Annotated in this window: 6 protein-coding genes; 2 read left to right on the top strand and 4 right to left on the bottom strand. The window is 65.2% G+C overall.

What is annotated here, in order from left to right; genetic code table 11:
- Positions 1 to 19 precede the first annotated feature (19 nt).
- Entirely contained in the window at positions 20 to 8,110 is an 8,091-nt protein-coding gene (locus AC0L24_RS07245; RefSeq protein WP_473563605.1) for an autotransporter outer membrane beta-barrel domain-containing protein, read from the bottom strand.
- 654 nt (positions 8,111 to 8,764) lie between these two features.
- Between AC0L24_RS07245 and AC0L24_RS07250 the strand changes: the two genes are divergently transcribed.
- Positions 8,765 to 9,073 carry a hypothetical protein gene (locus AC0L24_RS07250; protein ID WP_127270866.1) on the top strand — a complete coding sequence of 103 codons (309 nt, stop codon included), beginning with the start codon at positions 8,765 to 8,767 and terminating at the stop codon, positions 9,071 to 9,073.
- 127 nt (positions 9,074 to 9,200) lie between these two features.
- The gene (locus tag AC0L24_RS07255) at positions 9,201 to 9,677 is read left to right on the top strand and encodes an NUDIX hydrolase (protein WP_127270867.1); all 477 of its coding nucleotides are present in this window, start codon (positions 9,201 to 9,203) and stop codon (positions 9,675 to 9,677) included.
- Positions 9,678 to 9,681: 4 nt separating this feature from the next.
- On the opposite strand, the gene AC0L24_RS07260 is transcribed toward AC0L24_RS07255, so the two are convergent.
- The 3 genes from AC0L24_RS07260 to AC0L24_RS07270 are packed head-to-tail and all read right to left on the bottom strand — an operon-like array spanning position 9,682 to position 13,250.
- Complete coding sequence (locus tag AC0L24_RS07260; protein WP_127809332.1) at positions 9,682 to 10,530, bottom strand: citryl-CoA lyase; 849 nt, start codon at positions 10,528 to 10,530, stop codon at positions 9,682 to 9,684.
- The gene (locus AC0L24_RS07265; RefSeq protein WP_127809331.1) at positions 10,527 to 11,711 is read right to left on the bottom strand and encodes a CaiB/BaiF CoA transferase family protein; all 1,185 of its coding nucleotides are present in this window, start codon (positions 11,709 to 11,711) and stop codon (positions 10,527 to 10,529) included. The genes AC0L24_RS07260 and AC0L24_RS07265 overlap by 4 nt, the downstream gene beginning before the upstream one ends.
- Before the next feature lie 15 nt (positions 11,712 to 11,726).
- On the bottom strand, positions 11,727 to 13,250 hold the full coding sequence (locus AC0L24_RS07270) for a tripartite tricarboxylate transporter permease (RefSeq protein ID WP_127269607.1): 1,524 nt from the start codon (positions 13,248 to 13,250) through the stop codon (positions 11,727 to 11,729).
- Position 13,251 lies beyond the last annotated feature (1 nt).

The following is a 13,251-nucleotide window of genomic DNA, read 5'->3' on the forward strand; positions in this document are numbered from 1 at the left end:
CGGCTCCGCCTCGGACCAGCTAGAAACTGACCTTGAGAGACGCGCTGATCGCGTTCTGTTTAACCGTTTCGCCGAAGGCGCCATTATATCTGACGGACATGCCGACGCCATTGACGCCGTTCAGCTCAAGGCCGGCGCCGACCCGATAGAGCGGCGAATCGACGGCCTCCGTCAAGTGCAATGCGGGGTTGCCAGGCAGATTCTCCGCCGCCGCGAAGCGACCTTCGATTTCCCACTCCTTGTCGGAAAACTCCACGCCAGCCTTGCCGTAGACGCGAAGGCTGGCAATGTCGCTGAGTGCAATGTCGGTACCGATCTCGAAAGCCGGCGTCGCCGAATAATACATGTTGGCGCTGCCGTCGAAGTTGAAGGCGGCAACCGAGCCCACTTCCTTGCCGGAAACACGCAGCCAGCGCGCGTCGAACTGCAGGGTCGGCTGCAGGTAGAAAACACCCATCTCCTGCGTTATGCCGAGCCGCGCCGAACCGCCGAACTGGGCGGTTTTCTGCGTGTAGGTGACACTGTTGCCGATGCCAGGCAGCAATGCCTCCGGCAGATAATCGCCGATCAGCGTTTCGCCCGGAATGAAGGCCACCTGATCGAGATGCGTATCGCGCTCGCCCTTGAAGGAGCCGGTGCCGCCGCCGAGTGCGAAGTCGATGAAGTAGTTCTTGTCGGCATATTTCGCCAGCGCATACGCCTGCCAGGATTCGCCTGTCGTGGCCGACAGCAATTCGCCGTTGAAATCGATCTTCGAGTCGAATTCGGTCCGGCCTATCGTTGCGCCGAGCGACCAGTGCTGGCTGACCTCGCCAATGCCGCCAAGCGACATCGTCTTCATGACGTCGTCTCGGCTGGTGGTGCCGGCCCCAGCGTCGCGGCTGTACTCGGCTTGCGGACTGATCGACGCCCAGACACAACGTCCGTCGGGATCCTTGTAGGCGGGAACGCCGGTGCATTCGCGCGCGGCCTCCAGCATGATGTCCGTGGAGCGGTTGATCATCTCGAATGTGTGCACGGCATAGTGCGGCGTCAGCCGCGTCAGGGCCGAGCCGAGCTCCATTTCATCGGGCAGGAAGCGCAGCATGTTGATCAACAGCGCCATCGGATTGTCTGGGCTCGAAGAAGCCTCGACATCATCGAGATACTGCGCCATCTGGAAGACGCCGGGATCGGTCGTGCCGGAGTTAGGATCCTGTGCCAACTCCAGGAAAGTCGGATTGTCGGCATAGAGAACCAGATCCGTTCCGCCGACCACCTTGGTCAGGAAATTGAAGCCGACCGCCGGATGCAGCGTCGTGGGCGTGATGCCGGAATCGGTCATCGCCGATCCGGTGGCCAGCACATATTCGGCGAACAATTTGTCGATCGACAGGAAATTCAACGGCGCCTCACCATCGAAGTCTCCGGCCACCGTTAGTGCCAGGGCATCCGTGATCTGGTTGTTGAGATCGACGTCGGTGACGAAGTCGCCCGAGAATATCTGCGTGAAGCCGCCCGTGACATCCACTTTGGCCACGACGCCGATGCCCTGGTTGGTAAACAGCCCGTCATTGGTGAACTTGCCGCCGCCGAGATCGATGGTCTTGAGGCCGACCATCGAGGCGTCGGCGATATTGTGGAAGCTGTTCGTGCCGCCGCCGAGGTCCATGTTGCCGATCACCCGTCCGAGCGTGTCGGCAATCTTCGAATTCTCCACATGGTCATCGCCCGATGTGCCGGTGATAGCCAGTGGGCTGAAATCGTCCAGAAGCGATTCCAGGATCGCATTCGTCGGCACGACGGGACCGGGCGCCAACAGGAAGGCTTGGAATGCCTGAAATTGCGACGCCTGGATGGTGAAACTCGGCGTTGCCCCCATCGCATAGAGCAGGCTGTGGTTGTTCAACGTGTTGTCTGCGCCCCCGACAAGCATCGCCGCCACGCCGGTTCCGGCACCGCCGATCGTGTACTGGCCATTCAGGTTGATGGTGATGTTGCCCTTGGCGCCCTTGGCCGTGCTCTCGCCATAGACAGCCACGGAATCCGCACCTTGCGCGAACAGGCTGTCACCCGCCGTCAGATCGACCGCATGGGCATTGCCGTCGCCTGTCGCGCTCTGGCCGAACATCGCATACGAACTTGCGCCCTTGACCCAGACCTGGCTGTCCGTGCTAGCGGCCGACGCCGCAGCGTCGCCGATACCACCTTGCGAGCCGGCCGCCGACTGGCCCATGGCCAGCGAATCCATGCCGCCGGCGCCACCGCCACCGCCCACCGCCTGGGCAACGACGCCGTGGCCACGGTCGCCATCGGTCTCAATGGCGCCGGACTGGATGATGGTTACCTTGCCGCCGGTGCCCTTGGTGCCACCAGGCGTGTTGAAGCCGATGGCGTTTGGCCCGCCGCCGTCGTCGTCGGCGCCAAAGCGGCCGAAACCGGCACCACCGATGCCGCCGCCGCCACCGACCGACTGCGCGATGATGGCGATGGAATCCTTGCCCGTCGTCGTGATCGTGCCGGTGCGGATGACGGTAACATCGCCGCCATCGCCGCCATCGCCGCCATTGCCGCCGAGACCGCCAATGGCCAACGCATTCGAGCTCTTGCCCTTGGCGTCGCCGCCATAGCCGCCACCGCCGCCGACCGATTGCGCGACCACGCCATGCGCGCGCTCGCCATGGGTGATGATGGTGCCGGAAACCGTGACATCGACCTTGCCGCCATTGCCGCCATTGCCGCCGAAGCCGCCAAGCTGCAGCGCAACCGACTCGTCTCCCGCCGTGTCGGCCGATACCACGCCGCCATAACCGCCGCCGCCGCCGACGGACTGGGCGAAAATGCCGAGCGCTCCATCCTTCCAGGTTTCGATGATGCCGTCATTGTTGACCGTGACATGGCCGCCATTGGAGCCGTCGCCGCTCGGCAGAGAAATCGCGCCGCCGATCGTCATGTCGGCCTCCGAAGCGTTGGCCGCGGCACCCGAAGCACCGCCGCCACCGCCTACCGATTGCGCGAAAATGCCGTGCGAAAGAAAGCCGAGCGTGGTGATCTTGCCATGATTGTCGACGATTACGTCGCCACCGCTGCTGCCCCCACCGCCCAGCCCGCCGATCGCCAGCGTCACCGACGTTTCCGCGCTGCCTGTCTCGGTCGAGCCGGCGCCCGCCGCGCCACCGCCACCGCCCACCGATTGCGCGAAGATGCCGTGCGAATTATCGCCCTTGGTCAGGATCTCGCCCGACCCGAAATTAGTCACATGAACGGTTTCGCCACTCTTGCCGCCGGTGCCGCCGGCGCCGCCGAGGCTCAAGGTTATGGCCACATTGGAGTCCTTGGCCGAGGTGCCCGAAGCGCCGCCGACGCCGCCGCTGCCGCCGATCGACTGCGCCAGTATGCCGTGCGAATAGGCCTTCTCGGTCAGGATCCAGCCGCTGTTTTCGACATTGACCTTGCCACCGTTACCGCCAACGTTGCCGGACCCGCCCAGTGACAGGTTGACACTGACTTCCGATTCATCGGTGTGACCGGTGCTTTCGCCGGCGCCACCGGCGCCACCGCCGCCACCCACCGACTGTGCGAAGATGCCGATGGAACGCTCCTGCTGGGTCCAGATGCCGGCCGTGGCGAGATTGAAGACGTCGACTTGGAAAGCGCTGCCACCGCCGCCGCCTGCCCCGCCAAGCGCCCCACCGATCGCATATTTACCCAATACGCCCGATGTCGCCGAGCCGCCGACACCACCACCGCCGCCGATCGAGTTGGCGCTGATACCATACGAATCGGCGCCGTCGGTCACGATCAGGCTCCGGTTGGTAACAGAGACCGTGCCGCCATTGCCGGCACCACCCGCGGCGAGGCCGATCGCCGCGCCGATGCCGACGGACGTCTCGCCTTCGCTGCCTCCGCCAACGATCTCCTCGTCGGTCGAAGCCGCGCCGCCGCCGCCGCCGCCGCCGCCGACCGACATCGCCAGGATACCGATGGAATTGAAGCCCTGGGTCCGGATTACCCCGGAATTGTCGACATGCACGCCGGCGCCGATGACGTTGTTGCCGTCATCCAGGCGGAACAACGCCGCATCGTTGCCGGAGCCGCCCGAACCGCCAATGCCGACATTGACGGTGACACTCGTCTCGCTGGTGCCGCCAAGGTGGAACGCCTTGGCGTTGCTCGATCCGCCCATGCCGCCGCCGCCGCCCAGCGATTGCGCGACGATGCCTGAGGAGAAATCGCCCTTGGTCGTCAAATTGCCGGTGTTGATCACGTCGACCGCGCCGGAGATATTGCCGGTGCCGCCCCCGCCTCCGACGGTCACGTTGGCCGCAACGTTGACGCCTTGGCCGCCGCCCAGATCGGCGGTCGCACCGTTGGTCGAGCCGCCATTGCCGCCGCCGCCGCCGATCGACTGCGCAAGGATCGCCGCGCTCATGTCGCCATCCGTCTGCACCGTCATGGCATTGTGGACGAGCACATCGTCGCTGACATTGCCGTCGCCGCCGCCACCGCCGATGCTGACGGTCGCGTTAACGCTGACATTGACGCCGTAACCGCCAGCCGCCGCCCAGGAATCGCCGCCATTGCCGCCGCTGCCGGCAACCGACTGGGCAAGAATGCCGCCAGCCTGGTAACCCTTGGTGACGATGCTGCCGCCGCCGCTGAGGCCGGTATCGACGATCACCAGGTCGCTCCTGCCACCGTCGCCGCCCCAGCCGCCGACAGTAACGCCGAGGCTGACATTGACGCCGTTGCTGACCGAGCCGGCCATCGTGGCCGCACGGCCACCATTGCCGCCGCCGCCGCCAATCGACTGTGCCACGATGCCGCCCGAGCCGACCGCGTCGGTGTCGGCGATGATGTTGCCGTCCGCCCTGACCGTAACCTTGCCGCCAGGGCCGCCATCGCCGCCCTCGCCGCCAACCGAAACGCCGACCGCTGCCGATGCGTAGAAACCGGCGCTGAAGGCTCCGGAATAGGCATTGCCGCCATTGCCGCCGCTACCGCCGACCGATTGCGCCAGGATGGCCTTCGCGCCCGCGCCGCCGACGTGGATGTCGCCCTTGTGGGTGACGGTAACCTGATCGCTCAGGTTCGCATCGCCGCCGCCGCCGCCGATCGCGACGCCAGCCGCACCGAATATACCAACCGCGACCGCACCGGCGCTGCCGCCATTGCCGCCGCCGCCGCCGACCGATTGCGCCAGGATGCCGTGCGCGAGCGCGCCTTTGGTGGTTATGTTTGCGGTGTTTTTGACCTCGACCTGGCCACCTGCCCCGCCAGCGCCGCCCTGGCCACCGACAGCGACGGCCGCAAAGGCACCACCGGCGCCCGCCAAGCCTCCATCACCACCTGAACCACCGACCGACTGCGCGAAGATGCCGATCGAGAGGTCCCTGTCAGTGGTGATCCGAGCCGTATTTTCGACATAGACTTTCTGGCTGCCACCACCGGAACTGCCATTGCCGCCCAGCGAGAAGGAAGGTCCGCCAACCGTCACCGCAAAGCCGCCGGAGCCGCCGCCGCCGCCGACCGACTGCGCCATGATGCCGTGCGACTGAATACCTTCGGTCTGGACGACGGCGCCGTTGATGACATCAACGGTCTTGCCGCTGCCACCGCCGGCGCCCTTACCACCGATCCCGATGCCGAGGCCCAGGTTCAGTCCTGCGGAACCGCCGCCCGTGCCGCCGCCACCGCCGATGGATTGCGCGATAATGCCCGTCGAGCGATCGCCGATCGTATGGATCAAGCCGCCGCCAATTGTGGCCCTGACCGTCTCGGCCTCGCCGGCCCCTCCGCCTTTGCCGCCGATGCCGATGGTCGCAGCGATAGCGCCATTGAACGAAAAGCCGCCATTGCCGCCGCCGCCGCCGATCGATTGAATGATCAGGCCAGCGGAGTCGGCGCCGTGGGTTGTGATATTCGTGGTGGTGGAGTTGTAGACGACCTTGCCCGCGGCGCCGCCGCCCGCGCCACTGCCGCCGATGCCGACGGTCAGGCCAAGGCCGACACCGATGACGCCGCCGCCATTGCCGCCGCCGCCACCGATCGATTGCACGATGATACCGGCCGACCTTTCCTTGAAGGTTTCGACCGAACCATTATAGGTCGCATCGACTGCCTTGCCCGCGCCTGCCGCGCCGCCGCCACCACCGATGCCCAGATTGGCGATCGCGCCAAACGTGCCGACGAAGCCGCCATTGCCGCCACCGCCGCCGACCGACTGTACGACGAGGCCGATCGAGTCGGTGCCGCGCGTGATGATCGATTGCTGGCCGCCATTGGCGGTGCGGAAGAACACGTCGCCGCCATCGCCGCCGCCGCTGCCCTTGCCGCCGATTCCAACGCTCGCTCCGAAGAGGGCGCCTTCTACGACAAAGCCGCCATTGCCGCCGCCGCCGCCAAGCGATTGGACGACGATGCCTGCCGACCGGTCCTGCAGGGTTTCGACCGAGCCGCCGGTGGTGACGTCGACTTTCCTGGCGAAGCCGCCTGAACCAGCCGAGCCGCCGACGCCGACAGCCACGAGACCCGCGCCACCGAGAGCGAAGCCGCCATTGCCGCCGCCGCCGCCCACCGACTGGGCGAGGATGCCGATGGAATCGGTGCCGCGCGTCGTGACCTTGGCGTTTGCGATGTTGTAGGTGACCTCGTCTCCGTTGCCGGCCGCGCTGCCGCTGCCGCCCACCGAAACAGACACGATGCCGCCAAGCGCAAAGGCGCCACCGCCATTGCCGCCGCCACCACCCACAGACTGTGCGAGGATGCCGATGGCCGAACGACCGTTGGTGTCGACCGTCGGACCGGTCGCGGCCTGGTTGACGTTGACGGCTCCGGCATTGCCGCCGGTTCCGCCGCCGCCGCCGATCGCGACAGCGACTGCCGGGGCGACCGACAGGGCAAAGCCGCCATTGCCGCCCCCACCACCGACCGACTGTGCCAGAACGCCATGCGCGCCATCGCCGCTGCCGTCAGCGCCAGTTGTTATCGTGCCGCCGACATTGGCGATGACAGTCCCGCCTTTGCCGCCGCCGCCGGCTGTGCCGCCGATCGACACGATGCCGGCTGCCCCGCCGCCGTCACCACCGCCGCCGCCGACCGATTCGACCAGCATGCCAATAGCACCCCGACCATCGGTGGTGATGTTGCCGGTGTTGGTACCGGTTGCATTGGCGCCATCATTGCCTGCGCCGCCGGTGCCACCGCCGCCGAACAGGCCGAAGGCGTCGCCGCCGCCACCACCGCCGCCGCCGACCGACTGGACGGCCATGCCGCTGGCGAAATCACCATGCGTTATGATGCCGCCCGAATTGCTGCCCGTGGCATTTCCGCCCAAAGTGGCGCCGCCGCCATTGCCGCCGCCGCTGACGACCCCGACGCCATCGGCGCCATTGCCACCCACACCACCTGCCGACCGCACCAGCATGCCATAAGAGGCCAATCCCGATGTTTCCACCTTGCCGGCGTTGCTTGCCGATGCGGTGCCGCCGGAAGCGCCATCACCGCCGTCACCAGCATCGACGCCGAGACTGACGATGTTGTCACCGCCCTGGCCGCCATTGCCGCCGCTGGCGTTGGAAAAGATGCCGTAGGAGAAGTCGCCCGTCGTCGTGATGTCGCTGGTGCCAGACGCAACGGCGTTGGCGCTGCCGCCGGTGTTGCCGCTTCCGGCGTCGCCGCCGAGGTTCGCGATCGCCGGAAGGGCGCCGCCGCCACTGCCGCCATTGCCACCGACCGCAGAAGCTTCGAAGCCATGATGTCCCGTGCCGATGGTCGAAATCACAGCGTTGTTGAGAATGTCGACGGATCCACCCACGCCGCCATTGCCGCCCTCACCACCATTGGTTTCAATGGGCGTTCCAGCCAGGCCTTCGCCGCCGTCGCCGCCATCGCCGCCATTGGCAGTGCCGACAAATCCAGATGCGTTGACGTTTATCTGCGGGGTGTTGTTTACGGCTCCAGGAGTCGCATTTGTAATCGATCCGCCGGGATCGCCATTATCGCCATCTGCGTCAAAGCCACCAGGTCCCCTGTCCGGAGCATCCGGGCCGTTCTCGTCTATGACGAACTGAGCATGCGCCGCCGGTATCGGCGGAAAACCCACCAGCGCGGTGGCGCCGAGAAGGACCATCAACCGTCCGGCAATCACACCTGGCCGGCGACGGCGACCCGAGCCAGACGCTTCTTGCGCACGTGCCACCGGTCCAAGTTTGAACAAAGTCCACGCTTGCGCCGCACGAAGCGAACAAGGCGAACTGCCGGGCAGCGCTTGGCGGGCAAGCCCTGCTTGCTGGGATACCTCTGCCACATGGGCATTGGCAGCGTCGATACCGGAACCCGGAACCGCGAATGCGCGTTTGATGGCAAAGCCACCACGCTTTGAAAACAAAGCCATGCACTTACCCCCCGTTTTACGGGGGCGCGCCTCAATGCCTGCTTAAGGCGACGCCACCGCTATGCTCATGCAATTGCAATAAGGATGCCGGCACTGCGCAATAAGGTTCAATGCATTAAAACAGAGCATCCGCATTCCCACTTGCGGAGCTCTGACTCAATTAGAATGCATTAACTTATGCCGGATGAAACCGAAAATTTACGTGCGGACACTGGCCAAAGCCACCGACGTTTCATAGTCGTCATATGACGACTATCTGCGGTTCGCAGCGGGAATCGCAGAACAAAGCGATCGGACTGCCCGATTTCGTGATGCTCGACCCGCTGGCCATGGCATCGCCGCGCAAACATCCTATATCAGTGGGCAGAGTTTTTTCGCGGGAATGAGCGAATGTCGGCACTTCGGCCATCAACGATCTTCACAGTGGCAATGCTGGCCACGGCAGTGCTGGCGGGCGTTTGCCTGCCGGCTTCCGCGCAGGCGCTCAATTCCGCTACCGGCAACAATGCGCTGATCCGGCAGAACGACCTGCAAATCCTGCAAAACAGGATACAACGGCAGCAATATCAGCAGCAACAGCAGCAGTACCGCGCCCAGGACCGCCAGATCGTTCAGCAGCCGCCCCCGGTCGTGCAGCAGCTCAAGCCAAGCTGCCAGACCCAGATAATCGGCACCACCGCCGTGAGCAATTGCCGCTGACATCAAGGCCTTTTTCGTTTATTTAGCCGACTTAAGTATTTCGAGTGTCTTTCGGCACATGCGAAAGTTTTGGTTTTGCAACGATGCCTTGTCGCGCTATGCGGCATTGCATCGACTGGATTGACGAATGGCAGCCACCAAGAAAAAGGCCGTACGCAAGGCAAAAAAGGGCGAGAGGATCCGCCAGGTGGCGGCTATTCCCTTTCGGCTGACCGCGCGCGGCGACATCGAGGTCATGCTGGTCACGTCGCGTACCACCAGGCGCTTCATCGTCCCCAAGGGCTGGCCGATGAAGGGCAAGAGCGGACGCAAGGCGGCCACCATCGAGGCACAGGAGGAAGCCGGCGTGCTCGGCAAGACGCTGAAGCAGCCGGCGGGCACCTATTCCTACTGGAAGCGGCTGGCCAATCGCTTTGTCCGCGTCGACGTCATCGTCTATCTGCTCGAGGTGAGCGAGGAACTGGCCGACTGGCAGGAAGCCAAACGACGCCAGCGGGCCTGGCTGGCGCCAGCCGACGCAGCCATGCTCATCGACGAGCCTGATCTTTCAACGTTGGTGAAGACGCTGAAGCTTCCTCAGCCTTTGCAGGTGGACCAGGCGTAAAGCCTCACTCGCCGGGCTCATCGCTTTCGGGAAACGGCCGCACCGGCGTGCCGGTATAGGTCCACAGCCATTCGCGCGGCAGCGGCCCTTTGTTTCGCTCGGCCTGCTGCGACTGCTCCCAGGCATGCGCAAGGATGCCGACCGAGCGCGACAGCACGAAAAGCCCTCGCGTCAGCGCTGGCGGAAAACCGAGTTCGCCATAGATGACGGCGGTAGCGCCATCGATGTTGAGCGGTATTTTTTTCCTCTTGCGTCGCGCGACGTCCGCCTCGATCGCTTCTGCAATATCGGCGAAACGTCCGTTGACGGCACCGCGTGCGGCAAATTCGCGGGTCAGTTCCAGCAAGCGCGGCGCGCGCGGGTCGACGGGATGGAAGCGATGTCCGAGCCCCGGCACATAGCCCTTCTCCTCGGCGAAGAACCGGTCGAGCCGTGTCGAGACCGCTTCATTCAGCGTCATCCCGGCATCGATTGCCACGGCAATGTCACCATAGAAGGAAAGCGCCTGCTCGCCGGCGCCACCGTGCACGTCGCCGAGAACGTTGATGGCCGAGGCCATGGCGCTGTTGATACCAACGCCGCAGGTTGCGGCCATGCGCGCGATGGCGATCGATGGCGCCTGCGGTCCGTGGTCGACGGCGGCTCCCAAGGCAATGCCGAGCAACTCTGCCTGGTCCTCGCCGGGCAGTTCGCCGCGCAGCATCAGCCAGATGACAGCCGGGAAGCTGACGCGGCCGATCAGATCCTGGATCTCGTAGCCGCGCAGCCGGATGACACCAGGCCGCATCTCGATGATGTCGGTCTGCCACCATTCCTCGCCGCGCTCACGGCCCGTCTTCTCCGTGTCGCTCATGCGCGTGCCTTTGTCTTGGCGCGGGGTGGCAGGTCGGCGAACACCTCGCCCATATGTTCGCCGAGCGCCGGCGGCGGCTTTGTCGGCAACGGCGCCTCGCCATCGACCATGAAGCCGCCGCGCAGAACGGTCAGCGGCTTGTCCATGCCGGCCACATCATCAAAATTCGCGGTCACCCGGCGTTCGATCACTTGCGGCTCGGCCAGCACTTGCGGGATCGTCAGCACCCTGCCGGCAGGCACGCCGGCGCGATTGAGCATCTCTTCCCAGGCAGCCGCCGAGGCGCCCGCCAGGGCGTCCTCGATTTCGACTTTAAGCGCCGCACGGTTGCGCTTGCGCGTCTCGCGCTCGGCAAAGCGGACATCGGAGGCCAGTTCCGGCCGGCCGATCAGCCGGCACAGCGCCACGAACTGCTCCTGCTTGTTGGCGGCGATGTTGACGAGCCCGTCGCCGGTGCGAAACGTACCGGAGGGTGCCGCCGTCATGTTCTCATTGCCCATCGGCTTGGGGTCGATGCCTGCGGTCAGATAGTTGGAAACCGGCCAGCCAAGCGCGGAAAGTGTGCATTCGAGCATCGAGACGTCGAGAAAGGCACCCTCGCCGCTCGTCTTCTGCCGCACCAGCGCCGAGGTGATGGCGAACGCGCCGACCAGTCCGCCAAGCGTGTCGGCCACGGGATAGCCGACCCGCAGCGGCGCCGTTTCCGGTGTTCCGGTGATGCTCATGATCCCCGACAGGCCCTGGATGATCTGGTCATAGGCGGGATTGTCGCGCATCGGCCCGGTCTGGCCGAAACCCGATATCGCGCAATAGACGAGGCCTGGACGGACCGTCTTCAGCGCCTCGTAACCAAGCCCCAGCCGATCCATCACGCCCGGGCGGAAATTCTCCACCAGGGCGTCGGCGCTGGCCACCAGATCGAAAAAGCGCTCGCGATCGGCTTGCTGCTTGAGGTCGAGCACCACCGACCGTTTGCCGGCGTTCTGCGCCAGGAACGATGCGCCCATGCCGGCGCTGTTCAGCTTTGGCGAGCCGCCGAGCTGGCGGGCCAGGTCGCCGCCTTGCGGCGCCTCGACCTTGATCACATCGGCGCCGAGCAGCGCCAGCTGATAGGCGCAGTAGGGACCGGCCAGCACATTGGTCAGGTCGAGGACGCGAATACCGGAAAGCAGTTCTGTCATGGCGTCATGGATCGATCAGGCATCGCCGGGCACATGCTCCGGTCCGCGCCGACGCCGATGCTCGATGAAGGCCCAGATATGCGGGCCGGCGAGGCCGATGAAGGCGAGCGTCAGCAGCGTCAGCGACAGCTTGTGGGTGTAAAACACCGACCAGTCGCCGTTCGAGATGGTCATCGCCCGGCGGAACTGGGTTTCGGCGAGCGGTCCAAGGATCATGCCGATAATGACGGGCGCGGTCGGGAAATCGAAGCGCCGCATCAGGAAGCCGGCGGCCCCCAGGAGATAGAGGATGACGAGGTCGATGGGCGATTGCGAAATGCCATAGGTGCCGACCGTGGCGAACACCAGGATGCCGGCATAAAGCTGCGGCGCCGGGATTTTCAGCAACCGCACCCACAGCCCGATCAGCGGCAGGTTGAGGACGACGAGGATCACGTTGGCGATGAACAGGCTGGCGATCAGCCCCCAGACGAGGTCGCCCTGGGTCGTGAGAAGCAGCGGCCCGGGATTGATGCCGTAGCTCTGGAAGGCCGACAGCATGATCGCCGCGGTCGCGGAGGTCGGCAGGCCAAGCGTCAGCATCGGCACCAGCACGCCGGCGGCGGAGGCATTGTTGGCGGCCTCGGGGCCGGCAACGCCTTCGATGGCGCCGACGGTGCCGAACTCCTCCTTGTGCTTCGACAGCTTCTTTTCGATGGCATAGGACAGGAAGGTCGGGATTTCGGCGCCGCCGGCCGGCATGGCGCCGATCGGGAAGCCGATCGCAGCGCCGCGCAGCCAGGGTTTCCACGAACGCCCCCACTCGGCCGCCGTCATGTAGAGCGAGCCCTTCAGCGGCACGATCTCGTCCTTGCCGGCATAGCGGCGCGAGGCCATGTAGAGCGTCTCGCCGACGGCAAACAGGCCAACCGCGGCAATGATGACATCGACGCCATCAAGCAGTTCGTTCGTGCCGAAGGTGAAGCGTGGCTGGCCGGTCTGCAGGTCTACGCCGATCATGCCGATGACGAAGCCGGCGAACAGGCTGGTCAGGCCGCGTACGGAAGACGAGCCGAGCACCGCCGAAACGGTGATGAAGGCCAGCACCATCAAAGAGAAATATTCGGCCGGACCAAAGGCCAATGCGAATTTGACCACCACCGGCGCCAGGAAAGCGACGCCCATCGTGCCGATCGTGCCGGCGACGAACGAGCCTATCGCGGAGGTGGCGAGTGCCGCGCCGCCGCGCCCGGAGCGCGCCATCCTGTTGCCTTCCAACGCAGTGACGATGGTGGCGCTTTCGCCGGGCGTGTTGAGCAGGATCGACGTCGTCGAACCACCATACATGGCGCCGTAGTAGATGCCGGCGAACAGGATGAAGGATGCTTCCGGCGCCACCTGATAGGTGATCGGCAAAAGCAGCGCGATGGTCAGCGCCGGTCCAAGACCGGGCAGCACGCCGATGGCGGTACCGAGTGTGGTGCCAAGCAGGCACCACAGAAGGTTGACCGGGGTGAAGGCAACCGAGAAGCCATGTGCGAGATGTCCGAGCGTTTCCATG

The sequence above is a fragment of the Mesorhizobium sp. WSM4809 genome (genome assembly GCF_055811655.1).